Origin of the sequence: Candidatus Tumulicola sp., from assembly GCA_036490475.1 — a bacterium.
GTDB lineage: Bacteria > Vulcanimicrobiota > Vulcanimicrobiia > Vulcanimicrobiales > Vulcanimicrobiaceae > Tumulicola.
The window spans coordinates 1,192,379-1,215,209 of sequence record DASXDT010000006.1; the positions used below are offsets into that span (position 1 = coordinate 1,192,379).

Here is a 22,831-nt window from a genome sequence, read left to right on the forward strand (position 1 = left end):
CGGAATCAAACCGCATGGCCGTATCGTTCGAGGATGTTCGTGCGGCCGCATTGCGGCTCGCGGGCATCGCGCATCGCACCCCAATCGCTCGTTCGCGGACGTTGGACGAGCGTTGCGGCGCGGTCGTGCTGCTGAAGTGCGAGAACCTGCAGCGGATGGGCGCGTTCAAGTTTCGCGGCGCCTATAACTTCCTATCGCAACTGAGCGAAGCGCAGCGCCGCGCGGGTGTCGTGGCATTTTCGAGTGGCAACCACGCGCAAGGCGTCGCGCTGGCCGCGCGTCTGCTCGAGATGCCGGCGACGATCGTGATGCCCAGCGACGCACCGGCGGTGAAGGTCGAAGCGACGCGCGAGTACGGCGCAGAGATTGTCTTCTACGATCGCAATAACAACGATCGCGAAGCCTTGGCGCAACGTATCGCGGACGAACGCGAGGCCATCGCCGTTCCACCGTTCGACGATCCCCGCATCATCGCGGGTGCCGGAACCGTCGGCCTGGAGTTGGTGGAAGATGCCGAGCTCGACGCGATCGTCACACCGGTCGGTGGCGGCGGTTTGATGAGCGGAACGAGTATCGCGGCGCACGGGATCGATCCGTCGATCGAGATCTATGGCGTCGAGCCGCAAGCCGGCGACGATTTCGCGCGTTCGATGCGCGCCGACGACCGCATCGAGATACCCGTGCCCACAACGGTCGCAGACGGGCTTCGCACCACGCAGCCTGGCGAGCACACGTTCGCGATCGCGCGGTCACACGTCAGCGATGTCGTTACCGTAAGTGACGACGAACTGCTGCGCGCGATGCGCTTTGCGTTCGAGCGCATGAAGCTCGTGATGGAGCCGAGCGGTGCCGCCGGTCTTGCCGCAATGCTCGAACGTCGCATTCCCGGGCTCGCCGGTAAACGCGTCGGCGTCGTCATCAGCGGCGGCAACGTCGATGCCGCAACGTTCGCGAGGGCCATAGCAAGCTAGACGCGGCTCTCCACCCGCAAACTCGGGCACGGACCATGAGATGCCAGTCGATTCGGGGTGGTTAGGTCCGGCGAACGTGCTAGTATTCACGGCATTCATACTTCCTGGGTTCATTGCTTGGAAAATCGGTCAGCTTCGCCTACCTCAAGGCGAGCAAAAGCCACAGGATGTTGCCGCCAACGAGATGGACCGCCTGGCCGGCGGCTGGCGTACAAGCGATAGAACTTTTCATCACGGTGTTTGTTTTGCCCGTCGTGCTTTCGTGCGCGCTATGGACGGGCAAACGGGGCTCTACGTACCGATAAAGGACGTGCTTACGATGGAGGTGCTCGAAGCCTCGGAAATAATTGACGATACGAGAAAAGCCAAGGTCGAAAGGAACGAGTCATGAAGCGCGAGGGTTCGATCACCCTAAAGAATGGGGAGGAACGAGCGTGATTCGCTTCACGATCGGCAGCTTACGGGAAGGAGCGAGGCGGCCCGACTTCACCCTTCCGCCCGACCTACCCAAAACGGACGGTCCGTCTTCGTCCGTTCCGCCGCTGCCCTGGCAGGTGAAGGCGAGCCTTAAAAAAGATCGCTAACGAAGTTTAAAAATTGTGATTCGTTAGTTCTGCAACGGCGTTGGTGTGCATGAGGTCGTTTGTGACCTCCGGACATGACTTCTGTTCGATCGGATTCCCCATTCTCGTCGCCGACGACAACAACCAACATTTGCCCGGAATAATTGCACAATAGCAAAGTTTGAAGCCCATGCGCCGGGAAGCAGTTAAAAGCTGCGTTGCAAAATGTTTGCTCTTAATGGAAAACCCGAGACCATTCTCTCCGGGGCGAATCACCATTCCGGGACTGCCGCTGTCGATCGATATCTCCATCGTGTCGCCAACCGGGCTCCGTTTGATCAGGTTCGGCCCCAACAGCGCGTGCAGCACGCCGATATAACTCGATTGCTCCTTGCCATCGACCGAAATCGAAAAGCTGCGCATGATTGCCGGTCCGAGCCCGTCGTTTCTGAGTTGAATCCTGACGGTGTTGCCGCTGATGCCCTCGGAATCCGAAACGTACGGCCAAACCTGCGCGCCGAGCTGCTCTTGCAGAACCTCGGTCTGAGCCACCAGCAATCGGGCTTGCCACCACGAGGCGCAAGCCGCAACGCTCGAAATCATCAGTGCGCAGAGCGCGATGATGAGGTCGGTACGAATCCCGCGCTCGAGTTTTTGATTACCGTCTTTTCTGTCGCTCATTGACCGTACTTAGCGGCCCATCGTGTAGAATTCGTCGTTGGGGCGCATATCCATCAAGCCCGCCATGCGATTCGAGAATCCAAAGAATGCTGCGATCGCCGCGATATCCCAAATGGTCCGATCGGTGAAGCCGGCCCTGCGCAGCTCCGCGATCTCATCGTCGCTCGCGGCGAACCCCGGTTCGTTGACGCGCGAGGCGAACGCCAGCATCGCACGCCAGCGTGGTGAGATTCGAGCGGTACGCCAGTTGTTAGCGATCTGTTCGGCCAGTTGAGGATCTTTGCCGAGAATGCGCAAAGCGGCGCCGTGGGCAGTCATGCAATACTGGCAGCAGTTTTCGGCGGACACCGCAACCACGATCGCCTCGCGTTCGGCGCGCGACAAACCGCCTGCACCCTTCATGAGCACGTCGTGGTACTGCATGAAGGCGCGGAAATGTTCGGGGCGCAGAGCGTACGCGCGAAAGACGTTCGGAACGAATCCGATCTTCGCGCGATTCGCTTCGTAAACGCTTCGAATATCCTCCGGAAGCGCCGCTTCCTCGGGTTCGCCGAAGCGAGACGCCGCGCTGGCCCCTTCCACTACGTTACTTCGTGATGTCGCCGCAGGAGACGTACTTTTGAATGTCTGCCGCACTCTCGTGCACATTGATCGACATCGGCGATGCCGTTAGCTCGGCGAGCGTAACGCCTTTGATCATCGTTTTCGAAGCGCCGGCGACGACGTTAGTCAGCGGATATTTGACGCCGCCCGGTTTGGGGCAAGCGCCGGTGTGAATGTGCGCCGGTTGCGCCGTGGCCGGTGCGCCTTTGAGGTCGATGACCACGTTGACTCCACCGGTGACTTCCGTAATCGTCGCGGTGCCGTTTTCGCCCGAGCCGTTTTGCGCGGCGAGTTTGACCGTGGCCGTGGCCATCGTAGACATGCTGTCGGCAGCAACCGCTGGGACTGCCGAGGCGAGTCCCGAGATGACGAGCGCCGCGACCGCGCAACGTAGGTATGAATTCATGAATTAGTCCTTTCGAAGTACGGAGCTGATAAAGGCCGAAATATCGCGGAACGCTTCGCGCGATTCTCGCAAACCTGCGAAAATGTGCCAAACGTGCGGAACGCCGTCCCATAGCCGTAGATTAGATTCGACGCCGGCACCGCGCGCCTTTGCATCGAGACGAACTGCATCGTCGCGCAGCATCTCTCCATTGCTCGCCTGAATCATCACCGGCGGCAAACCGCTGAGATCGGAATAAATTCCTGAAGCTAATGGGTGGTCGAGCGGGCGGTCGCCGACATACTCTTGTGCGGCTCGCTCCGACCCACGCAACGGCACCGCTGCCGTATCCGGCCTGCGAACCGCAATAGTGGTGAGATCGACCCAGGGAGCGATGAGCACGGCGCCGGCCGGTAGCGGATCGCCCGCATCGCGCAAAGCGATGAGTGCCGAAAGCGCCAAACCGCCGCCCGCCGAATCGCCGGCGAAAACGATATCGCCCGCCGGAACATTTTGTGCGAGCAGCCAGCGATACCCGGCGATTGCATCGTCGACCGCGGCTGGAAACCGATGCTCGGGCGCCAAGCGATAATCGAGTGCAAACACGCGCACGTTGCAGCGCCGGCAGAACGCGCCGGTAAGCGTGCGATACGTCGCGGGCGATCCGGCTACGAAGCCGCCGCCGTGAAGATAATACACGACCGCACGTGCGTTCGCGCTACTATCGGAAAGAATCCACTCGCCACGCACGCCGGCGTCGACGTCGTTTACCGTAAGTCGAGTGACGCCGCGCGGCAAGCGGCCGAACAGCAGCGATCCGCGACCGATGACACGCCGGTATTTGTATACCATCCCCGGACCGCCCAGTTTTCGGGCGACGGGTAGGGCATGCATCACCCGGATCATCATCCGGACGGCGTGAGCTCCGAGACTCGGCATGCCTTACAGGCGTTTTCCGTTCTTGGAACGTCCGGGATGTTTCGGTTTGAACTCCGGTCCCAGTTTCCAATCGGTCCGGCGCGGAAGCGAATCGTCGACGTCGTCACAACCGATCGGCGTGAAGTCGCGGCAATCGTGTGGCCGGCCTTCGTAAACGCCGCAGTAATACCGCCCACTGCGCGATCCCATTAAGAATACGCACTTGTCGGCCACGTCTTCGGTGACTTTGCGGAGCCAACCCACGTGGAAGCCGTCGGCCGACTCACGCTGAACCACGTATTCGTTAAGAACGTCGTCGTAGGTCATACCCAAGTGATCGGCGAGCCGTTGAACGTCGGATCTGCTGACGAACGGCTCGTAACCGCTGCAGCACTCGGCGCATCCGGGCGGACACGCAATATTTTCCGGCATTTCCTTGAAACGCTTGCGCGCGAGATCGATCACCTTACCAACTGCGCGCACGAACTCGGCGTCATCGTTATATTTATAAATCCATTCGCGCTTCGTGATTTCGTTGGCGTTATAGAATCTCGTGGTCTTCTCGTCGAACTCGAGCGTGACGTGTTCTTCGTCGATCTCCATCTTATTGACGTGATCGATCGGGCGCGCGTCGAGCAGTTCGGGGTGCGTCGGCTGGCCCGTGCGTTTCGCATAGGCGCGAAGATTAATGAGGTCGATCGTCTCCATTATGTATTCCGATTCCCCCGCTCTGCGGGTGCGGCCTGTGGCCGCCGCAAACAATACGAGCATGCGAACTGCAATCGGTATCGATTTAGGCGGCTCACACGTTACTGCGGCGGTCGTCACCGAGGACGGAACGATTCACGCCGCGCACGAGCAAGACCTCGACGACCTCGCGTTCGACGCGGTGGTGGAGGCGCTGAGTACGCAGGTTACCGCGGCCCTCAAGGACGCCGGTTCGAAGGTAGCCGGCATCGGCATCGGATCGCCCGGCAACATCGACGCCGAGTCGGGTGCCGTGCTGTATAGCCCGAACTTCGGCTGGACCAACGAGCCGCTCGGTGGCGCCGTACGGTCGCGCTTTAAATTGCCGGTGTTCGTCGGAAACGACGCACGTTGCGCGACGCTGGGCGAACACGCCTTCGGCGCTGGGCGTGGAACCGGCGATTTCGTGATGTTGACGATCGGCACGGGCATCGGCGGCGGAATCGTCGCAAACGACACGCTACTGTTGGGTAATCGTTGGGGCGCCGGTGAAATCGGACACCATCAAATCCGTCCGGACGACGGCTTCGTATGCGCCTGCGGAAAGATCGGTTGCTTTGAAGCACAGGCATCCGGAACCGGCCTGATACGGCACGCCTTCGCAGTTGCACCTTCGTTTCCGCGCAGCACGATGCTCGACATTCCACGCGAAAAGCTGAGCTCGAAGAAAATTCGGAAAGCGGCGCAATCTGGCGATAAGCACGCGCTAGCTGCTTGGAAAAATTATACGTCGGATATGGCGATCGGGTTAGCCAACATCATCTCGTTCGTGAATCCGAAACGTATCGCGTTGGGCGGCGGAATGTCGTCGGCCGGCGATTTCTTGATCGATGCTGTCGCCGGACGCGTAGACGATCTTACGACGATGGTGCCCCGCGGGACGACGGGAATCGTGATCGCGCAACTCGGCAATAACGCCGGTCAAGCCGGCGCTGCTGAAATGGTCTTTCGAGGTGGATTGATGGCTGCTGCGACGTCGGCGGCGACGCCCGGCTAAACGCCGGCGACTTGGCGAAGCGGCTCTTGGTCGAGCTCGTCTTCCGCCGGCAGCGTGCCGTCGCGCGCCATCTGCGCAATGAGTGCCGCGATTCGTCGCGAGCTTCGACGCGGTGCGACGACTTCTTGATTGTGCCGGATCGCGATCAGCCGTTCTGGTTTGCGCAGCATCGCGGCCACCGCGCCGACGACTTCTTGCGCTCCCGACAACGCCACCGCACCCAGGCCGTTGTGGCGCACGAAATCGACGTTCCCGCGTTCTTGACCGGGCACGTAGTCGTACACGATGACCGGCAGGTGCGCTGCATTGGCCTCGGCCAGCGAGCCCGGGCCGGCCTTGGTTACCAGCAAATCGACCGCGCGGAAATATTCCGGGATTTGGTCCGTAAAGCCAAGCACGTCGATCGGCGTCGGCAGGCCGGCCGACATTTCGGTCAGCTTCTGTTTCATATGATCGTTGCGGCCGCATACGACCACCATATGAATCGGCAAGCGCGCGCGAGCCAAAGCCAGCGTCGTGGAAAGCAGTTTTCCGCCGCCTTCTCCGCCGGCCATCAGCATCACGATGAACGCATCCTCGGGCAAACCCAGGGCCGCTCGCAGTTGCGCCTTGGTACCGGTCACGTCATCGAATTTCGGATGGATCGGATGTCCCAGCAGCCGTAACCTTGATGGGGACACGCCGCGCGAAAGTGCGCGCTGGTAGACTTCGCGGGCCGGCACGACGATCGCGTCGGCGTCCGGGACCAGCCACGACTCGTGCACCTTGCCCAGATCGGTAATGACCGTGATGACTGGAACGTGCTGCATGCCTGCGTCGGCGCGCGCTCGTAACGCCGCGTGATTGAGCAGCGGATGCACCGAGACGATGGCATTTGGCTTGTAATCCAGGAACAGGTCGCGGAGACGTTCGCGGTAGAGTGGTTCGCAGAAGCGGATGAGCGCTTTGTATCGCCGGCGGCCGTTGGTCGCGTAATACAGCGCTCCATAGACTGGTGGCGCATACCGTAGGGCCATACTGTAGCCCAAACCGAGTTGGGTGAGCGGGAACGAGCAGTGCGCGGCGACGTCGTCGATCCGGTGCTCGAAGGCGGGTTCGGTGATCTCGTCCAGCGCCGCGGTGATCGCATTGGCCGCGCTGCGGTGGCCTCCGCCGGTATCGGAGATCAGGAACATCGCCCGATTGGTCATTCGCTCTCCCGTTAGGCTCGCACCGGCGCCTTCCTGGAAGACCGCCGTATGCTGGCGTTTCGCGTTCGCCGGCTGGTCGGCGCCAAAAAGGCGATGAGTGCTCGAGCCGGAGCGTCGTAGAAGCGAAAGATATCGCCAAACTCGATCTCAGGATTTCGGTGGTGGCCCTCGTGGTCCTCGGGCAGCACGACCCCTAAGGGGCGAAGCAAGCGCTGGACTGCCGCTGGAGTTTCCCAGCCGATTTGGGTCGTGTGCCGCCACCAGACGTGCAGTTGGCCGATACCCAGACCGAGCAGCGCTCCGGGCCATGACAACCGGCAGACCACTGCCGCGATCAATAGGTACGGGACCGCTCCCAAGATGCCGTCGAGCATCACATACGGATCGATCGACAGCACCGCGTGGTCCCAGTACGAACGGCGCTTGTCGTGATGGGTTCGCAGGTGCAGCGTGAACCACAGATGCTGTGGAACGTGGTAGAAAAATGTGGATGCAAAATCGCCGGCGATCAGCACGAGGGCGGCTGCTACAATCGTGCTCGATATCGATGAAAGCATTTGCTCCTTTGATACTCGTTTTAGCTGCGGCAAGTTGCGGATCGGGGCAAGGTGCGTCTTCGCCGCCCGCCCGGCTCAGTCGTCTTTCAAATTACGTTCGAATGCGTCCGAATACAATATCGTTCGAACCGTTGAAGGGCGCGGCTCCGCTGCGCGATGGCGGCCCTACGACCTTTGCCGAGTTGGCGATCGCGCGCGCCTTGTTGCACACCAATTCGCGTATAGAGCCGGTCGAAGCGCTGCACCTCGCCATACGCACAACTGACGCTGCCCGGGAACGGGGCTTGCCATCCGAATTTTTGGCCGCGACGTTACTGCAAGAATCGGCCTACGATGCCGATGCGGTGTCCTCGGCGGGGGCCATCGGCATCGCGCAGTTCATGCCGTCCACGGCTGCGGGAATTGGGCTCGACCCGCGCGACCCCGAGCAAGCCATCGATGGCGCGGCGGCACTGCTACACGGCTATATCGTGGCCTACGCCGGCCGCTACGTCGATAACTATTCGGCGGCGCTGGCAGCCTATAACGCGGGTCCGGGCGCCGTGGCGAAGTATCGCGGCGTTCCGCCGTATCCGGAAACGATCGACTACATCGCCACGATTTTCGACCGGTGGGCGCGCATTCGATCGTACGAGCATCCACCGCACCGTTCGAGGCACTAGCCCTCGCTTGGTTGAACGACGCGCGCAGCTACGAAGGAGAGTTACATGAATCGAATCGTTTCGATCGCCGCCGCAGCGGCGGCGCTGCTAACCGGCGGTTGCGGCTTGACCTCGAGCCCCGCGGAAAACATTACGTTTGAAGCCCCAAAGAACTGGAGCTCGTCTCCCGGGATCGCCGGCTTCATGCAGTTTTGGAAGAGTCCGCGCGACGGAGAAGTGTTGATGCTGTACCGCTCTCCGAAGCCGATTAATACCTCCGACGTGTTTCAGTCGGCCAACCTTAAGGACGCGCAGATCGAATCGCGTAAAGATCTCACCATCTGCGACAATCAACCGGCTCAACAGTTTACGTTGAGAGCAAAGAGCGAGTCGAATGGAACGTCCAGAGACATCGATGCGACGACCGTGATGACGACCACTGGAGGCGCGACGTACTTCGCCGTCTACGTGCATCGCGCCGATACGCCGGCCGATCCGAACGCGACGGCCGCCATCAGCGAACTCTGCCCGAAGAAATAACGTGACCGGCGGCTTCGCGCGGCTATTCGCCCGCCAGCCGCTGCAGTCGATTTCGGGCCGCAGCGATGGCCCGGCATTGCGGCGTGCGCTCGGATGGCCGGCGCTCGCCGCGATCGGCCTCGGGACGATGCTCGGCGGTATCTTTCCAACACTCGGCGCCGGCGCGCATGCGGCCGGTCCGGCGGTGATCGCGGCGTACGTCGCGAGCGGTTTGGTGTGCGCCTGCGTCGCACTGTGCTACGCCGAGTTCGCATCGATGGTTCCGGTCGCAGGCAGCGCGTATACCTACGCCTACGCGACCCTGGGCGAGCTGGTCGCATGGGTGATCGGTTGGGATCTCATCCTCGAGTACGGATTGTCGCTAGCGCCGACGGCGTCGTCGCTGTCGGATTATCTGCAACACGGTCTCGCCGGAAGCGGTATCTCGTTACCGTTCTGGGCGCAGACCGCGCACGTCGGCGTGGCCCATTGGCAAATCGACGTCGTCGCTTCGCTGGTTACGCTGATGATCACGCTGCTCGTCGCGATTGGAATTCGTGAATCGGCGACCGTCAACGGTGCGCTGGTCGTGGCACAAATAGTTGCTATGCTGGTATTCGTCGCGGTCACGGCGCACGCGGTGCGGCCAACGCATCTGGTTCCGTTCGCGCCGATGGGATATAGCGGCGTGCTGTCGAGCACGGCGCTCGTGTTCTTCGCATACATCGGATTCGATACGGTCACGGTCGCATCCGAAGAAGCAAAACATCCGCAGCGCGACGTGCCGATCGGTATTTTGCTGGCGCTCGTCATCGGCGGGGCGTTGTACGTCGCGCTCGCGGTTTGTACCGTTGGCGTCGTGCGGTACGATCGTTTATCCGAGGGCGCGGCGATGCTCGACGCGTTGTCGGCGGTCGATCACAATTCGGCGATCTACTGGATCGTGGCGTTGGGTGGCGTAGCCGGCAATATGACGGTCATGCTCACGTCGTTGCTCGGACAGGTGCGCATCTTCTACGTCATGGCGCGCGACCGGATGTTGCCGCCCGGTGTCGCGCGGATCCATCCGAGATTTCGCACGCCGGCCCGCATGACGCTGATTACCGGTTGCGTGGTCGCGATTCTCGCCGCCGTGCTGCCGCTTACCGATTTGCTCACGCTCGTCAACATCGGAACGCTGGCAGCATTCGCCATCGTTTGCGGCGGCGTATTACTATTAAGAATTACCGATGCATCGGCCGTACGCCCGTTTCGTGCGCCGCTGTTGCCGGTCATTGCGATCGCCGGGGCCGTCGCATGCCTCTATCTAATTACGGGTCTGCAAGCGGCCACGTGGATTCGCTATGCCGCATGGTTGTCGATCGGCATCGTGATCTACGCGTTTTACGGGTACCGGCAATCGCGCCTGCGCAAAATTTAGCAGTCAAACAGGGGCCTGCAGGTTGTCCGCGCGGTCGCCGTGGTATAATCCGCCGCACGGAGGGCCTATGCCAAGCGCCGACCCCGCGGTCTCGGACCGTTTCGAACTAATCGAGGTGCCGCGTTCACACGCTACCCGATCGTTCGCCCGCGACGTAACGGAGGGACTGACGTCCTCACCCAAGCGTCTGTCATCCAAGTATCTGTACGACGATGTCGGATCGGCGTTGTTCGACGCGATCACGCGTATGCCCGAATATTATCTGACGGCGGCGGAGACCGAGATTCTGCGCGACTGGGGATGGGAAATCGTCCGGATGCTGGGCGAGCCCATCGACTTTTTGGAAGCCGGAAGCGGCAGCGCCGCAAAAACGCGGGTACTGATCGCCGAAGCGCTGCGCGTACAAGATCGTTTGCGGTATAGTCCCATCGACATATCGACCGAAGCGTTACGTACGTCGTCGTTAGCTCTCGTCGAGTCGTTTCCAAAGCTATCGATCCGCGCGTACGCCGGCGACTACTTCGATGTGCTAGCGTCGCCAAAACTGCAACTCGAACGGCGCACGCTTGCCATGTTCATGGGAGCAAATATCGGCAACTACGAACCGCCGGACGCGATGCGCGTTCTCGAGTTACTGGCTGGTGCACTGCGTAAGGGGGATGCGCTGCTGCTCGGAGTCGACCTCAAGAAAGATGTCGATATGCTCGAGCGCGCTTACGACGACCCGCCCGGCATCACCGCCGCATTCAGCAAAAATGTGTTGGCGCGCATCAATCGCGAGCTCGATGCAGACTTCGATCTGCGTAACTTCAAACACATCGTACGCTACGACCACAGTCGCGGCAGCGTCGATTCGTTTCTCGAAGCGCAGGCGCCGGCAACGGTGCTATTGCGCAAAGCCGGCATCGAAATCAATTTTGCGGCGGGCGAACTCCTTCACACCGAATCTTCATACAAATTTTCGGACGACGATGTCGCGCGTTTGGGCGCCGCCGCAGGCTTTACAGCCGGCAAGACGTGGCACGATCGGCAAAAGCGATTTGGCGTCCGGCTACTGATCAAAGCGTAAAGCGAATTCCATAGCGAGGAAACTCGATGTCGACGTTTGACGATCTGCCCTTGCAGCCGCCCGTCGAGCCGATGGAATCGCGCCAAGCTGCAAAGATTCCGATCGGAGACGAATGGCAGTACGAACCGAAATGGGACGGGTTTCGCTGCCTCGTATTTCGCAGCGCTGGTAATGTGGAGTTGGAATCGAAGTCGGGTCAGTCGCTCACGCGCTATTTCCCCGAGCTCGTTGCAGCTGCGTTGGCCGTCGATGCCGGCCGCTTCGTACTCGATGGTGAGATCTACATCGAACTCGACGCCGGATTCGATTTCGACGCGCTGCTGCAACGAATCCATCCGGCGGCCAGTCGCGTCGCGCGATTAGCGGTCGAGACTCCGGCTCGTTACGCCGCGTTCGATTTGCTCGTGAATGCTAGCGGCGAACGTTGTTACGAGTGGCCGCTACAACGCCGTCGCATCGAACTCGAGCGCTTTGCGCGTTCGTTCGCAGACGGTGGCACGTTCGCACCGTCGCCGGCAACGACGGACGTCGACATCGCGCGTCGATGGCTCGCGGGCGATACCGCACGGCTCGACGGAGTGATCGCAAAACGCGTCGACGCGCCGTACGCGTTCGGATCGCGCGACGCGGTGGTAAAGATCAAACGTATCTATACTGCAGACTGCGTAGTCGGTGGCTTTCGTCGATCGCCCGATGGCAAGATTGCGTCGCTCCTCCTCGGGCTGTACGACGGCGACGAACTCGATCACGTCGGATTTGTTGGAAGCATGAGCGCCGAGCAGCGGCAGCGGGCGGCAGCCTTGCTCGAACCGTTGGCCGGCGGCTCCGGGTTCAGCGGTGCTGCGCCGGGCGGTCCGAGCCGTTGGCGCAAGGACCCGCAATCGGCCGCCTGGGTGCCGGTGGATCCTGCGATCGTGGTCGAGATTACGTTCGATCACGTCACGGCCAGAAGATTTAGGCACGCCTCAAAGCTTATTCGGTGGCGCCCGGATAAGGCGCCGGAGCAATGTACGATCGAGCAACTGTTACAGCCGAAAGATACAACCGAGCGCCATGCTCGTTAGGGCCCGAGACGTTTACGATAGGTACGACGTTAACAGGGGGTATGGCCCCTTAGAGAAAACTGAGAGTCCCTTCACCTCTTTCAAACCCCAATGAGGAGTCTCGCGAATGCATAATGTTTCGCGGCTTGCCGGCATCTTCGCATGCGCGGCAACGCTGGCGGCGGCCGGTTGTGCCGGCAGTTCCGGTGTAGCCCCAATGTCCGGACCAGCGATCGCCGGTCAGAGCGACGCAGTCCAAACCCACCAAAAGATTTACATGCCGACCGTTAATAACGTAAATAACGCTCGTCCGCAATACTCCAACGCCGTATACGGTGGCGGAGCCTTACTGTACAAGCCGAAGATGTTCCTGATTTTCTGGGGCTTCAAGCAAGCCGGAGATCCGAATGGCGTCGCCAAGCTGCTCGAATCGTACCAAGCGTCGATCGGTGGCAGCCCGTACAACAACATCTATACGCAGTACCAAGGCACCAAGAAGTTCATCAAAAACCCGAAGAACCAGAACGGCAAATTCTGGATGGACAACAAGAATGCCATCCCGGCCAACCCGACCGACGGACAAGTTGCGGCCGAATCGGTTCTCGGCGTGAAGCACTTCGGTTACGATGCAAACGCTTCGTACGTCGTCGTTACGGCGCACGGTCACAATAGCTCGGGCTTCGGCTCGTCATATTGCGCGTATCACAGCGCGACGAGCAGCAGCGGCAATCTCGTCTCGTACACCAATCTTCCGTACATTCCGGACGCCGGACAGAGCTGCGGCGCGGGCATCATCACGCCGCCGGCCGGCGAGACCAGCGAAAACGTCGGCACGACGATCGTCGAAGGCCACGAGTACGGCGAGTCCGTGACCGATCCGAATCCGCCGAGCGGCTATTACAGCAACCAGTGGGGCGAAATCGGCGACATCTGCGCGTGGCAGGACATCGAGAACGACACGTTCGGACAGAATCAGTTTGCCTCTCAGCCGATGTGGAGCAATGCGACCAGCAGCTGCGTCCACAGCTACCAGAAGTCCAAGTAAACTCCAGGTTCTAGGTACACCGTGAGAGGGTGCGGCAAGCGCCGCGCCCTCTTTTACAATCTCCGCACTGAGGGATCCCGGCATGAAACGAAGCGTACTTTCTTTTGCGGTGGCGTTCGCAATGTTAGCCGGCTGCAACGGCGGATCGAGCGGACCCAGCGCCCTCGTCCCACCGGCCACCGGAAACGCGTTCGGCGTTACCAACGGTCGCACGAACCCGGATGTCGACGTCAATGAGCTGCCGCAGCCGCCTACCGTGAGTTCGGTCAATGGCATCGCGAAGCTCGACCTCGTCACGACCATCAATCCGGCTACCGGATTTCCGGGATTCGACTATCAGGGACAGCACAACGTCATCCCGACGATCCGAGTCAATCCCGGCGACACGATCGTGGTCAACGTCGACAACGAAATGCAGCCCGTCAAAGGGAGCATGTCCGACGACATCAACTTGCACTTTCACGGACTCGTCGTTTCGCCGAACGCTCCGGGCGACGACGTGCTCGACACGATGGCCGGACCCGGACAGAAGCTGCACTATGTCGTGCACGTCCCGAAGTGGCAAGAGCCGGGACTTTATTGGTATCACCCGCATATTCACGGTGTCGTAAACTATCAGGTCGGCGAAGGCGGAATGTCCGGCGCGATCATCGTTAACGGCTTAGAGCGCCACATTCCGGCGCTCGCCAAAATGAAAGAACGCCTGATCATCGTGCGCTCGACCGGCATCGGTAACACGATACAGCCGAACCCGGGCAGCCCGACTGAAATGGACGGCATGCAAGGCATGGATTCGGACGATAGCGATCCGTCGATGCAGGCCGACGCGCGTCCCAACCACAGCAATAAAACGCCCTGCGGTCCCGATACGGGTTTGACGACCACCCTTAACGGCGCTTTGCATCCCGACATTACGATCGCACCGGGAGAGCAGCAGTTCTTCCGCGTGGTCAACGCGTCCGGCCACAAGACGTTGAAGCTCGAGATCGACGGGGAATCGCTGCAACTCGTTGCGGTCGACGGTTACGCCCTCGACAGCTATCCGGGAACGCCTTCGACGATCACCGAGAAGTACATCATCGTTCCGGCGGCCGCACGTGCCGAATTCGTCGTCACCGGTCCGGCTAGCGGAAGCGCAAAGTTCCGCAGCGATTGCTACGACACCGGACCCAATGGCGATCCAGATCCGGGGCTCGTGTTGGGCAACCTCACCCCGCCGAAGCATCGGGGTGGGATGCAGCATCCGATGGCGCTAACCGTCGCCCCGGGCACGCTTCCGGACAATGCGTATTCGTCGGCGCTCCCGGCCCCGTCGGTCACGCGGCGAGTGGTGTTTAGCGAAGGTCCGGTGCATTTCTTCATTAACGGCAAGTACTTCAAACCCAACGATCAGCCGATGTTCACGGCCAAGGTCGGAACGATCGAGCACTGGCATATCATCAACGTTACCAAGGAGATTCACGACTTTCACATCCACCAAATTCACTTCTTGGTCACCTCGATTAACGGCGTTAAGGTGCAACATCCGTACTGGGCGGATAGCGTCATCATCCCGCATCGCAGCAAGCGGGGTCTCAACGGCACGCCGGGCTATATCGATGCGTTGCTGGATTTCCGCGATAAAAACATCAAAGGTACGTTCGTCTTCCATTGCCACATCGTCGACCACGAAGATAGCGGCATGATGGCGAAGATCCAAGTCATCTAGTTACGTCCGGACGGCGCGCTCTGCAAATCGAAGCGTGCCGTCCGTAAGAATCGCGAGCACCGAAGCGGCAATGCTGCCGCTAACGATCATAGCGGGCTGATGTAACGTCAGCCCGTTAAAAATTAAGACGCCTAATCCGCCGCCGCCGACGTAACCGCCTAACGTCGCGATCGCGATCGCGGCGATGGCCGCGACGCGCACGCCCGAAAGTACGATCGGTAACGCGAGCGGAAATTCGACGCGAACGAGACGCTGCATCGGCGACATCCCGAGGCCGTTTGCAGCGTCGCGTTGCGCCGGGTCGACGCCGCGGATACCGACCGCAACGCTGCGCGCCAGCATGAACTGCGCGTACACGACCAGCGCCGCGAAAATCGGCGAAAAGCCTAAACCGACCGCTTGCACCAGCAGCGCCAACAATGCCAGGCTGGGAATGGTGTACAGCGCTCCGAGCGTCCCGAGAATCCAGACGCCCGCGTGCGGACGGCGCGCCGCCCACACGCCAAGCGGTACCGCGATCAGCGAAGCTGCAGCGAGCGAAACGAATACTAGCTCGGCATGCGCGAGCGTCAGCCAGGCGATTTTTCCGAAATGGGTGACTGCGTACGTCATCGCAGCTCGTCGCGCAAGTGTAGATAGTACCGGCGGTAGACGTCGTCGCCGGCACGCACGAGATCGCGCACGTATTGCGTCGCCGGCGCGTCCAGCAGTTCGTCCGGCGGAGCCGATTGTTCGACGCGGCCTTCGCGCATCACCACGACGCGATCGGCCAGTAGCAGCGCTTCGGAAACGTCGTGCGTCACGAACAGCGTCGTCGTCTTGAGCGTGCGCACGATACGAACCAGCTCGCGCTGCAGCGATTGACGCACGATCGCGTCGACCGCGCCGAACGGCTCGTCCATCAGCAACACGCCCGGTTTGCCAGCGATGGCGCGCGCCACGCCCACGCGCTGCGCCTGACCGCCGGACAGCTCGCGCGGCCGGCGATTGCGAAATGTTTGCGGTGCCAGATCGATCAACAGCAACAGCTCGTCGACTCGTGCGTCGATGTCGGCACGGGACCAGCCCAGTAGCGTCGGCACGATCGCGACGTTCTCCGCGACCGTCATGTGTGCGAACAAACCGACGGCCTGAATCGCGTAGCCGATGCTTCGGCGCAATTCGACCGCATCGAGCGACGCGACGTCCTTATCGCCTACCAGCACCCGGCCGCCGTACGGCGTCACAAGACGATTGACGGTTCGCAGCAATGTCGATTTGCCGCAACCGGATGGACCGAGTAACACCACGAGCTCGCCGGCTTCGACCGATAGGGTCACCCCGTCGACTGCAAACGTTTCGCTGCCCGCATAGCGCACGCGCACGTCTTCGAACAGAATATCGGCCGCGCTCACGTGGAAACTCCCTTGAGAAACGCGGCCGCGACGTCGCTCGGATCCTGGCCGGATTCGACTGCGGCGTTCATCTGCCGCGCGACCGTGTCGGTAATCGCGGGCGAAACGCGGTCGAGAACGCGTGCGACGTGCGGTTGCGTTTGCAGCGTTTGTTTCCGAACGACGGGCGCTACGTTATACGGCGGCCACAGCTTGCGATCGTCGCGCAACACCGTCAGACGATCGACGGCGATCGCTCCGTCGGTCGTAAAGGCGCTCGCGACGTCGGCTTTGCCTTCAAGCAGAGCCCGATATTTCAGCGCGATATCGTACGTACGCACTTCGCGGAACACAAATCCGCCGTACAATTTCTGCAGGCCGGGTATGCCGTCCGGGCGCACGACGAATTCTTGGATCGTCGCTAGGCGAAACCGCGATGCGACCGGCGCTAACTGCGACAGCGTTTCGATGCGTTCGCGTTTGGCGAAATCGCTGGTGACCGCCAAGCCCTGTGAGTCGTTCATCGGCGACGGCGTTAGCCAAAATAAGTCGTATCGTTCCGCGAACTCGCGCGCCACCGTGCGATACAACTGCACCGGATCGTGCATCGGCGGTAAGTGCAGCACGTCGATCGCGGCCGTTCCCGTGTATTCAGGATAGAGATCGATATCGCCGCGGCGCATCGCGGCCAACGCGATCTGGGTCGAGCCGAGATTGAAACGCCGGTCGACCGGCAAACCGGATCGCTCGAGCGCTTGCGCGTAGATTTCGGCGATCACGAACGATTCGGTGAAGTTCTTCGAGCCCACACGAATGTTCTTGCGCGTTCCGCAAGCCGAAAGCGCGGCCGCACCCGCGAGATACGCCAGCGCGTCACGCCGCGAGACGGTCATGCTCGCGCCTCGATCCGCACTGCCGCGCGACCCAGGGCCAGTTCGACCGCCAACGCTAGGAGCGCGACCGTTGCGGCCCCGGAAATGAGCGCGACCGTATCGCCGGTTTGCATGCCGCGAACGATCAGGTCGCCGAGACCCCCGGCACCCACGAACGTGGCCAGGGTGGCGCTGGCGATCGTCTCCGTCGCGGCCGTTCGTACGCCCGAAAATGCAACCGGCAGCGCCAGAGGCACGACAACCCGGCCGAACGTCTGCGACGGCCGCATGCCCATGCCTAAGGCTGCATCGAGCGCGGCTGCCGGCACGGCGCGGATCCCGGCATCGACGGCGATCAGGATCGGGGGAGCGGCCAGGAGTGCGAGCGCCACAATGGCCGGGGCCGACCCGACGCCGAGCATCGGAAGCAAGAGCATCAGCACCGCCAAGCTTGGGAGGGTGCGCCCGATGCCTGCCAAGGCCAGCGCCGGGCTACGGAGCGGCCGCAGAAGCGCAGAAGCGATGCCGAGTGGGATGCCGGCCACGAGTGCCAAGAGCAGAGCGGAGCCCGCTAGGTACACATGCGTTACCGCATGCGCGGCCAGATCGCTCCACATTGCCGCTAGAGTTTTGCCCGGCCGGGGCGAAACCCGTCAAAGCACTTATGATAGAATCGACCGTCGCCGTTCCGAGCACCGTCGCCGCGACCCCGCCGGCTTTGCCGCTCGACGATCCGTCGCTGCTGATCAGTCGCGAGCTGTCGTGGGTCGAATTCAACGACCGCGTGCTCGAAGAGGGGTTGGACGCATCGAACCCGCTGCTCGAACGGCTGAAATTCGTCGCGATCTATGAAACGAACCTCGACGAGTTTTTCATGATTCGCGTGGCGGCGATCAAGCAGCAAATCGAAGCACACGTCGTGCGCCGATCCGACGACGGCCGGACGCCCGCCGAGCATCTGTCGGCGATCTCACAGCGCTTGCGCGCGTCGCTCGCGATGCAGATGCTGTTACTCAACGACGAGCTGTTGCCGGCGCTCGAACGTGAAGGCATTCGCTTGATGCGCGTCTCCGATCTCGACGACGAGACGCAAAGCGTGCTGGAGCACACCTTCGACAACTCGGTCTTTCCCGTATTGACGCCGCTGGCCGTCGATAGCGGACATCCGTTCCCGTACATCTCGAATCTGTCGTTGTCGTTGGCGGTCGAACTCGAAGAAGCCGGCAAAGACGGCGTCGAACTGCATTTCGCGCGGGTCAAGATACCGCCCACGCTCCCGCGATTCATCCCGATCGAGAATGCGCCGGCCGGCGAGCGGCACTTCGTGTTGCTCGAGGACTTGATCGCGCACCATCTCGACGTTCTATTTCCCGGCATGCACGTTCGGGATGCGTATCTGTTTCGTGTGACGCGCGACGCCGACTTAGATTTACAGGAAGACGAAGCCGACGATTTGCTGCGCGAGATCGAGTCGGAATTACAGCGCCGGCGCTTCGGCGAGCCGGTGCGGCTGCAGCTCGAGCGCGGCATGCCCGAGTATCTTCGAGACTTCCTGTGTAAGGAATTACATCTCACGGCGGTCGACACGTACGAAGTCGACGGCATGATGGCGCTGAGCGACCTCTGGTCGATCGTCAACCTTCCGGGCTACGACCGGTTGCGCGAGCAGCCGTTCATGCCGGCGATTCCCAAGCGTTTGATCGGCGTCACGGACATGTTCGCGGCGATTCGCGAAGGCGACATTCTACTGCACCATCCGTACGAATCGTTCGACCCGGTCGTGCAGTTCGTTACACAGGCGGCAGAAGACGAAAAAGTGCTCGCGATCAAGGCGACGCTGTACCGGACCTCCGGAAAAAATTCGCCGATTACGCAAGCGTTGCTGGATGCCGCTGAAAACGAAAAGCAAGTCGCCGTCGTGATCGAGCTCAAAGCGCGTTTCGACGAAGAGAATAATATCGAGTGGGCGCGGCGCCTGGAACGCGCGGGCGCGCACGTCGTATACGGCTTTGCCAATCAAAAGGTGCATGCCAAATCGTTGCTCGTCGTTCGCGAAGATGAAGATGGTTTACGCCGGTACATGCACTTCGGAACCGGCAATTATAACGAGAAGTCGGCACGACTGTATACCGATTTGAGCCTGTTCACGTGCCGCCCCGAGCTGGGAGGCGATATCGCGCAGCTCTTCAACGCGCTGACCGGGTTCTCAAAAATCACCGATTACGAAGATCTTTGGGTCGCGCCGGTCACGCTGCGCGGCGAAATTCTTTCTGCCATCGAACGCGAGACCGAACATGCGCGCGCCGGTCGTCCGTGCGGCATTCGCGTGAAGCTCAATCACATCAGCGACGTCGAAGTTATTCGCGCGCTGTATCGCGCGTCGCAAGCCGGCGTGAAGATCGATATGCTGGTGCGCGGCATGTGCGAACTGCGTCCAGGCGTGCCGGGCGTGAGCGAAAATATCACCGTGTGCAGCATCGTCGGCCGCTTTTTAGAACATTCACGCATCTACTCGTTCACCAATGGCGGCGACCGTCGCGTTTACATCGCTAGCGCCGATTGGATGGGCCGCAATCTCGACGGCCGCGTCGAAATCGCAACGCCGGTTCTCGACCCGGTGATCGCCGAAATGATCGACGGCCAAATTCTATCGGTCTTGTTGGCCGATAACGTCAAGAGCCGCGAACTCGTCGAGAACGGTTCCTATCGCCGGCGCTCGCCCAAACCCGGGCAGATTCCGATCGACGCGCAACGCGTATTCCTACATCAAGCGCAAGCATTAGGTTAGGCCTTCGCGTTACGACGCGCAAGTTCTAAGACGATGTCCCATTCGTGGGGCATCACCGGCTGTACCGATAATCGCTGACCGCGTTTGAGCAGCGCCATGCCGGTGAGGCGCGGTTCGGCCCGCATTTCGGCCAGCGTCACCGGCCGCGCAAATTGCTCGACGAACCCGACGTCGACCATCATCCAGATCGGTTTGTCGGCTTTGGCGCGCCCGTCGAAATACTCGCCGTCGCGATCGAACTGCGAGAAGTCGGGATACGCCTCTTTGACGACCCGGCAGATGCCCACCGCAGCCGGCTCGGCGATACTCGAATGATAGAATAGCCCGAGATCGCCGAGCCGCATTTCTTGCATGGTGTTTCGGGCCTGATAGTTACGCACGCCGGTCCACGGCGTCGTGCCCTCGCGTTGCAGCCGTTCGATCGAGTACGCCTCGGGTTCGGTCTTGAGCAACCAATGCCGCATCGCCGCGCGCTTATCGTCGTGGCAGCCCGGCTCCTGGTGTGGTAGGCTTCGGGACATGGACGAGCAGCGGCGAATTATCCGTGCATCGAGCGACGGGTGGCACGGGGTCGAGCCCGAGGGCTACCGCCCCGGCGATTCGGTCGATACCGGCGTTTCGCGCCACACGCTGATCGGAAGCCGCAAGGAACGTGCCGCCGACGACGGCCCCGGCAGCGAGCTGCGCTACTTCAAGGTTGGTCCCGGCAAAGCGTCGCGATTAGAGAAGCACGAACACGAACATTACGTGGTCGTGCACGAAGGCGAAGGCTATGCGATCGTCGGCGACGACGTGAGCGAAATCGCTCCGGGCGACGTCGTGTACGTCGGGCCGATGGAGATTCACCAGTTCGTCGCTCGCGGCGATCGGCCGTTCGGCTTTTTCTGTATGGTCGACGCGTGCCGCGACATTCCGCAAATGCCATCGGAAGAAGAACTCGCACGACTGAACGCATCGCCCGCCGGCGAGTTCGCGAAGCCGGATGCCGTGCCGGCTCCACGCGTTCGCGAAAAAGAGCTACGCTAAGGCCTTCTACTCTTTTCCGGTCGCGATCGGGCGCGACGGATCGGCGATCCATTCGCTCCACGAACCGGTATAGATGCGCGTGTGTGGGTAGCCGGCGTGCGTCATCGCCAACTCGTTGACGGCGGCCGATACACCCGAACCGCATTGGTGCACGACGGACGCCGGATCGAGATCCAACTCGACGAACTCGGCGCGTAAGGTGTCGGGCGATTTCCACGAGCCGTCGTCGTTGTAGTTGTGTTTGAACCAGCGATTACGTGCGCCCGGAATATGTCCGGGTATCGGATCGACCGTTTCGTTTTGCCCGGCGAAGCGATCGGCGCCGCGCGCGTCGAGCAGTTGCATTTCGCCGCTATCCAAGCGCGCCGAGACAAAGCTAGTATCGACGACCATTTCCTCGCGCACCCGCGCTACCAACTTGCCTTCGCGAACCGGCGTGTGCGCTTGCGTCGAGACCGGATAGCCACCGTTCGCCCACCCGGAATATCCGCCGTCGAGCACGGCTACCGCTTCGTGTCCGATCCAGCGGCACAAGAACCAGAAACGCGCCGCGAACATGTCGGCACCGGCATCGTAGGCGACGATCTGCGTGTCTTCGTTCACGCCGAGACCGCGTAAAAACGCGGCGAACTCGTCGGGATCGGGCAACGGATGACGGCCGTTCGCGCCCGTTTTCTTCCCTGCCAGATCGTATTCGACGTCGGCAAAAAAAGCGCCGGGAAGATGGCCTTCGTCGTATAGGCGTTTACCTAACGAAAAATCGGCCAGCGAATGACGGCAGTCGACGATCGTGAGATCGGACGAGCCGATCGCTTCGGCGACCGATGCGGCGTCGATGACGGTTTTCCAAAGCGGCATGATGCGTTGCCTCAGCGCAGGTTGATGGTTTGTTTTTGCTCGCCAAGCGGCTGGCCGAAGGCATTTTCAAGTACGGTTTTGAGTTCGCCGCTCTGCGCCATCGGTCCGAGGATGTCGGTATCGCCGTAAAACTTGCCGTCGATAAACACTTTCGGTAACGTTGGCCAATCGGTCATGTCGGCGAGCACTTGACGCTTCGGCATGTTCTCCAGTACGTCGATCACTTCGAACGGCACGCCGAAACTATCGAAAAACTGAATCGTTTCGAGCGTAAAACCGCAGCGCGGTGCGGTCTTGGTGCCCTTGCCGTACACGAGCACTTTGTTGGCTGCGACTTCGCGCCCGATCTCTTCTTGCAGATCTTGTGACATTTACGTCTCCGATACGATGGTAGTCAGTTCGACCGCGTGGACGCGGCCGTCTTTGAGCGCATCCGACAGCGCTGCATATACGATTTTGTGCTGCTCCAGCAGGGGATGCCCGGCGAACCCACGCGAGCGTACCGTCACGTTGAAATGATCCATCGTGCCGGTGCGATCGAAAATACGAACGTCTGCATCCGGCAGTCGCGCGCGGATCAGACCGGTTAACGATTCGTCGTCGATCATGAGCGTAAGCGGCCCGAGGTGGTCATCGCCTCTGCCAACCCGCGGGCCTCGCCCAAGGTTTCGGGTAAGCGCGGAGCGTTTTGCATGAGCGCAGACGTTACGCCGCGGGCTAAAATGATGCCGGCTATGCCGATCATGATCGCCGGAACGCCCGAAGCGCGCACGGGCCCGACTTCGATCTGAAACGTCCGTTGTACGCGGGCGATGCCGCGCAAGAACGTTTTCAGGCCTTCCACTCGATTACTCATA

At 61.0% G+C, this 22,831-nt stretch carries 28 protein-coding genes; 12 read left to right on the top strand and 16 right to left on the bottom strand.

Annotated elements, in window-relative coordinates:
* The first annotated feature begins 14 nt into the window (after positions 1 to 14).
* Positions 15 to 971, top strand: coding sequence for a pyridoxal-phosphate dependent enzyme (locus VGF98_13225; protein HEY1682599.1), 957 nt, complete (start codon positions 15 to 17; stop codon positions 969 to 971).
* 76 nt (positions 972 to 1,047) lie between these two features.
* Positions 1,048 to 1,362, top strand: a complete 315-nt coding sequence (locus tag VGF98_13230; GenBank protein ID HEY1682600.1) for a hypothetical protein — start codon at positions 1,048 to 1,050, stop codon at positions 1,360 to 1,362.
* A gap of 199 nt (positions 1,363 to 1,561) precedes the next feature.
* Here the strand turns inward: VGF98_13230 and VGF98_13235 are convergent, their stop codons facing one another.
* Genes VGF98_13235 through VGF98_13255 form a run of 5 tightly spaced genes read right to left on the bottom strand, consistent with a single transcriptional unit; the run spans position 1,562 to position 4,829 of the window.
* Positions 1,562 to 2,215 (bottom strand): hypothetical protein, encoded by a 654-nt coding sequence (locus VGF98_13235; GenBank protein HEY1682601.1) that lies wholly within the window; start codon positions 2,213 to 2,215, stop codon positions 1,562 to 1,564.
* A 9-nt stretch (positions 2,216 to 2,224) separates the two neighbouring features.
* Positions 2,225 to 2,797, bottom strand: coding sequence for a peroxidase-related enzyme (locus VGF98_13240; protein HEY1682602.1), 573 nt, complete (start codon positions 2,795 to 2,797; stop codon positions 2,225 to 2,227).
* 4 nt (positions 2,798 to 2,801) lie between these two features.
* Positions 2,802 to 3,224: a hypothetical protein gene (locus tag VGF98_13245; protein ID HEY1682603.1), complete on the bottom strand. Its 423-nt coding sequence runs from the start codon at positions 3,222 to 3,224 to the stop codon at positions 2,802 to 2,804.
* A 3-nt stretch (positions 3,225 to 3,227) separates the two neighbouring features.
* A complete protein-coding gene (locus VGF98_13250) occupies positions 3,228 to 4,112 on the bottom strand; it encodes an alpha/beta hydrolase (protein HEY1682604.1) in 885 nt (294 codons plus the stop codon).
* A 33-nt stretch (positions 4,113 to 4,145) separates the two neighbouring features.
* Positions 4,146 to 4,829, bottom strand: a complete 684-nt coding sequence (locus VGF98_13255) for a YkgJ family cysteine cluster protein (protein HEY1682605.1) — start codon at positions 4,827 to 4,829, stop codon at positions 4,146 to 4,148.
* Between the two features lie 61 nt (positions 4,830 to 4,890).
* Here VGF98_13255 and VGF98_13260 point away from each other — a divergent pair, with 61 nt between their 5' ends.
* Positions 4,891 to 5,865 (top strand): ROK family protein, encoded by a 975-nt coding sequence (locus VGF98_13260; protein ID HEY1682606.1) that lies wholly within the window; start codon positions 4,891 to 4,893, stop codon positions 5,863 to 5,865.
* Here VGF98_13260 and VGF98_13265 read toward each other — a convergent pair.
* Together VGF98_13265 and VGF98_13270 are read right to left on the bottom strand one after the other, a co-directional pair.
* Complete coding sequence (locus VGF98_13265; GenBank protein HEY1682607.1) at positions 5,862 to 7,055, bottom strand: glycosyltransferase; 1,194 nt, start codon at positions 7,053 to 7,055, stop codon at positions 5,862 to 5,864. The two genes, VGF98_13260 and VGF98_13265, sit on opposite strands and share 4 nt — an antisense overlap.
* Before the next feature lie 11 nt (positions 7,056 to 7,066).
* Positions 7,067 to 7,612 (bottom strand): hypothetical protein, encoded by a 546-nt coding sequence (locus VGF98_13270; protein ID HEY1682608.1) that lies wholly within the window; start codon positions 7,610 to 7,612, stop codon positions 7,067 to 7,069.
* A 101-nt stretch (positions 7,613 to 7,713) separates the two neighbouring features.
* Here VGF98_13270 and VGF98_13275 point away from each other — a divergent pair, with 101 nt between their 5' ends.
* The 7 genes from VGF98_13275 to VGF98_13305 all read left to right on the top strand — a co-directional run bounded on the left by VGF98_13275 (position 7,714) and on the right by VGF98_13305 (position 15,057).
* Positions 7,714 to 8,274, top strand: a complete 561-nt coding sequence (locus tag VGF98_13275; GenBank protein ID HEY1682609.1) for a lytic transglycosylase domain-containing protein — start codon at positions 7,714 to 7,716, stop codon at positions 8,272 to 8,274.
* A 45-nt stretch (positions 8,275 to 8,319) separates the two neighbouring features.
* Positions 8,320 to 8,793: a hypothetical protein gene (locus VGF98_13280; GenBank protein ID HEY1682610.1), complete on the top strand. Its 474-nt coding sequence runs from the start codon at positions 8,320 to 8,322 to the stop codon at positions 8,791 to 8,793.
* 1 nt (position 8,794) lies between these two features.
* On the top strand, positions 8,795 to 10,192 hold the full coding sequence (locus VGF98_13285; GenBank protein ID HEY1682611.1) for an amino acid permease: 1,398 nt from the start codon (positions 8,795 to 8,797) through the stop codon (positions 10,190 to 10,192).
* A gap of 115 nt (positions 10,193 to 10,307) precedes the next feature.
* A complete protein-coding gene (gene egtD / locus VGF98_13290) occupies positions 10,308 to 11,261 on the top strand; it encodes an L-histidine N(alpha)-methyltransferase (protein ID HEY1682612.1) in 954 nt (317 codons plus the stop codon).
* Between the two features lie 26 nt (positions 11,262 to 11,287).
* Entirely contained in the window at positions 11,288 to 12,325 is a 1,038-nt protein-coding gene (locus tag VGF98_13295) for an ATP-dependent DNA ligase (GenBank protein ID HEY1682613.1), read from the top strand.
* Between the two features lie 106 nt (positions 12,326 to 12,431).
* Positions 12,432 to 13,349: a hypothetical protein gene (locus tag VGF98_13300; GenBank protein HEY1682614.1), complete on the top strand. Its 918-nt coding sequence runs from the start codon at positions 12,432 to 12,434 to the stop codon at positions 13,347 to 13,349.
* 82 nt (positions 13,350 to 13,431) lie between these two features.
* Positions 13,432 to 15,057: a multicopper oxidase domain-containing protein gene (locus tag VGF98_13305; protein HEY1682615.1), complete on the top strand. Its 1,626-nt coding sequence runs from the start codon at positions 13,432 to 13,434 to the stop codon at positions 15,055 to 15,057.
* Here the strand turns inward: VGF98_13305 and VGF98_13310 are convergent, their stop codons facing one another.
* The 4 genes from VGF98_13310 to VGF98_13325 are packed head-to-tail and all read right to left on the bottom strand — an operon-like array spanning position 15,058 to position 17,919.
* Complete coding sequence (locus VGF98_13310) at positions 15,058 to 15,669, bottom strand: ABC transporter permease (protein ID HEY1682616.1); 612 nt, start codon at positions 15,667 to 15,669, stop codon at positions 15,058 to 15,060. It abuts the gene before it with no gap.
* Positions 15,666 to 16,451: an ATP-binding cassette domain-containing protein gene (locus VGF98_13315; GenBank protein HEY1682617.1), complete on the bottom strand. Its 786-nt coding sequence runs from the start codon at positions 16,449 to 16,451 to the stop codon at positions 15,666 to 15,668. The genes VGF98_13310 and VGF98_13315 overlap by 4 nt, the downstream gene beginning before the upstream one ends.
* Positions 16,448 to 17,323 (bottom strand): glycine betaine ABC transporter substrate-binding protein, encoded by an 876-nt coding sequence (locus VGF98_13320; GenBank protein ID HEY1682618.1) that lies wholly within the window; start codon positions 17,321 to 17,323, stop codon positions 16,448 to 16,450. Before VGF98_13320 ends, VGF98_13315 begins: the two co-directional genes overlap by 4 nt.
* Positions 17,320 to 17,919, bottom strand: a complete 600-nt coding sequence (locus VGF98_13325; GenBank protein ID HEY1682619.1) for an ABC transporter permease subunit — start codon at positions 17,917 to 17,919, stop codon at positions 17,320 to 17,322. Before VGF98_13325 ends, VGF98_13320 begins: the two co-directional genes overlap by 4 nt.
* Positions 17,920 to 17,966: 47 nt before the next feature.
* Here VGF98_13325 and ppk1 point away from each other — a divergent pair, with 47 nt between their 5' ends.
* A complete protein-coding gene (gene ppk1, locus VGF98_13330; protein ID HEY1682620.1) occupies positions 17,967 to 20,090 on the top strand; it encodes a polyphosphate kinase 1 in 2,124 nt (707 codons plus the stop codon).
* Here ppk1 and VGF98_13335 read toward each other — a convergent pair.
* Positions 20,087 to 20,554 (bottom strand): EVE domain-containing protein, encoded by a 468-nt coding sequence (locus tag VGF98_13335; GenBank protein ID HEY1682621.1) that lies wholly within the window; start codon positions 20,552 to 20,554, stop codon positions 20,087 to 20,089. The two genes, ppk1 and VGF98_13335, sit on opposite strands and share 4 nt — an antisense overlap.
* 55 nt (positions 20,555 to 20,609) lie before the next feature.
* Between VGF98_13335 and VGF98_13340 the strand changes: the two genes are divergently transcribed.
* Entirely contained in the window at positions 20,610 to 21,116 is a 507-nt protein-coding gene (locus VGF98_13340) for a cupin domain-containing protein (protein HEY1682622.1), read from the top strand.
* A gap of 6 nt (positions 21,117 to 21,122) precedes the next feature.
* Here the strand turns inward: VGF98_13340 and VGF98_13345 are convergent, their stop codons facing one another.
* The 4 genes from VGF98_13345 to VGF98_13360 are packed head-to-tail and all read right to left on the bottom strand — an operon-like array spanning position 21,123 to position 22,830.
* Complete coding sequence (locus tag VGF98_13345) at positions 21,123 to 21,974, bottom strand: sulfurtransferase (protein HEY1682623.1); 852 nt, start codon at positions 21,972 to 21,974, stop codon at positions 21,123 to 21,125.
* An 11-nt stretch (positions 21,975 to 21,985) separates the two neighbouring features.
* Complete coding sequence (locus tag VGF98_13350) at positions 21,986 to 22,345, bottom strand: glutaredoxin domain-containing protein (protein HEY1682624.1); 360 nt, start codon at positions 22,343 to 22,345, stop codon at positions 21,986 to 21,988.
* A complete protein-coding gene (locus VGF98_13355; GenBank protein ID HEY1682625.1) occupies positions 22,346 to 22,582 on the bottom strand; it encodes a BolA/IbaG family iron-sulfur metabolism protein in 237 nt (78 codons plus the stop codon). It lies immediately after the preceding gene.
* A complete protein-coding gene (locus VGF98_13360; protein ID HEY1682626.1) occupies positions 22,579 to 22,830 on the bottom strand; it encodes a hypothetical protein in 252 nt (83 codons plus the stop codon). Before VGF98_13360 ends, VGF98_13355 begins: the two co-directional genes overlap by 4 nt.
* Between the last annotated feature and the right edge of the window lies 1 nt (position 22,831).

Excerpts from the sequence above, each read along its gene's own strand:
- VGF98_13305 (HEY1682615.1), top strand. The coding sequence starts at position 13,432 with ATGAAACGAAGCGTACTTTCTTTTGCGGTGGCGTTCGCAATGTTAGCC.
- VGF98_13280 (HEY1682610.1), top strand. The coding sequence starts at position 8,320 with ATGAATCGAATCGTTTCGATCGCCGCCGCAGCGGCGGCGCTGCTAACC.
- VGF98_13350 (HEY1682624.1), bottom strand. The coding sequence starts at position 22,345 with ATGTCACAAGATCTGCAAGAAGAGATCGGGCGCGAAGTCGCAGCCAAC.
- ppk1 (HEY1682620.1), top strand. The coding sequence starts at position 17,967 with ATGATAGAATCGACCGTCGCCGTTCCGAGCACCGTCGCCGCGACCCCG.
- VGF98_13355 (HEY1682625.1), bottom strand. The coding sequence starts at position 22,582 with ATGATCGACGACGAATCGTTAACCGGTCTGATCCGCGCGCGACTGCCG.
- VGF98_13275 (HEY1682609.1), top strand. The coding sequence starts at position 7,714 with ATGCGTCCGAATACAATATCGTTCGAACCGTTGAAGGGCGCGGCTCCG.
- VGF98_13295 (HEY1682613.1), top strand. The coding sequence starts at position 11,288 with ATGTCGACGTTTGACGATCTGCCCTTGCAGCCGCCCGTCGAGCCGATG.
- VGF98_13235 (HEY1682601.1), bottom strand. The coding sequence starts at position 2,215 with ATGAGCGACAGAAAAGACGGTAATCAAAAACTCGAGCGCGGGATTCGT.
- VGF98_13250 (HEY1682604.1), bottom strand. The coding sequence starts at position 4,112 with ATGATGATCCGGGTGATGCATGCCCTACCCGTCGCCCGAAAACTGGGC.
- VGF98_13260 (HEY1682606.1), top strand. The coding sequence starts at position 4,891 with ATGCGAACTGCAATCGGTATCGATTTAGGCGGCTCACACGTTACTGCG.
- VGF98_13345 (HEY1682623.1), bottom strand. The coding sequence starts at position 21,974 with ATGCCGCTTTGGAAAACCGTCATCGACGCCGCATCGGTCGCCGAAGCG.
- VGF98_13300 (HEY1682614.1), top strand. The coding sequence starts at position 12,432 with ATGCATAATGTTTCGCGGCTTGCCGGCATCTTCGCATGCGCGGCAACG.
- VGF98_13320 (HEY1682618.1), bottom strand. The coding sequence starts at position 17,323 with ATGACCGTCTCGCGGCGTGACGCGCTGGCGTATCTCGCGGGTGCGGCC.
- VGF98_13335 (HEY1682621.1), bottom strand. The coding sequence starts at position 20,554 with ATGCGGCATTGGTTGCTCAAGACCGAACCCGAGGCGTACTCGATCGAA.
- VGF98_13310 (HEY1682616.1), bottom strand. The coding sequence starts at position 15,669 with ATGACGTACGCAGTCACCCATTTCGGAAAAATCGCCTGGCTGACGCTC.
- VGF98_13255 (HEY1682605.1), bottom strand. The coding sequence starts at position 4,829 with ATGGAGACGATCGACCTCATTAATCTTCGCGCCTATGCGAAACGCACG.
- VGF98_13270 (HEY1682608.1), bottom strand. The coding sequence starts at position 7,612 with ATGCTTTCATCGATATCGAGCACGATTGTAGCAGCCGCCCTCGTGCTG.
- VGF98_13325 (HEY1682619.1), bottom strand. The coding sequence starts at position 17,919 with ATGTGGAGCGATCTGGCCGCGCATGCGGTAACGCATGTGTACCTAGCG.
- VGF98_13245 (HEY1682603.1), bottom strand. The coding sequence starts at position 3,224 with ATGAATTCATACCTACGTTGCGCGGTCGCGGCGCTCGTCATCTCGGGA.
- VGF98_13340 (HEY1682622.1), top strand. The coding sequence starts at position 20,610 with ATGGACGAGCAGCGGCGAATTATCCGTGCATCGAGCGACGGGTGGCAC.
- VGF98_13225 (HEY1682599.1), top strand. The coding sequence starts at position 15 with ATGGCCGTATCGTTCGAGGATGTTCGTGCGGCCGCATTGCGGCTCGCG.
- VGF98_13360 (HEY1682626.1), bottom strand. The coding sequence starts at position 22,830 with ATGAGTAATCGAGTGGAAGGCCTGAAAACGTTCTTGCGCGGCATCGCC.
- VGF98_13265 (HEY1682607.1), bottom strand. The coding sequence starts at position 7,055 with ATGACCAATCGGGCGATGTTCCTGATCTCCGATACCGGCGGAGGCCAC.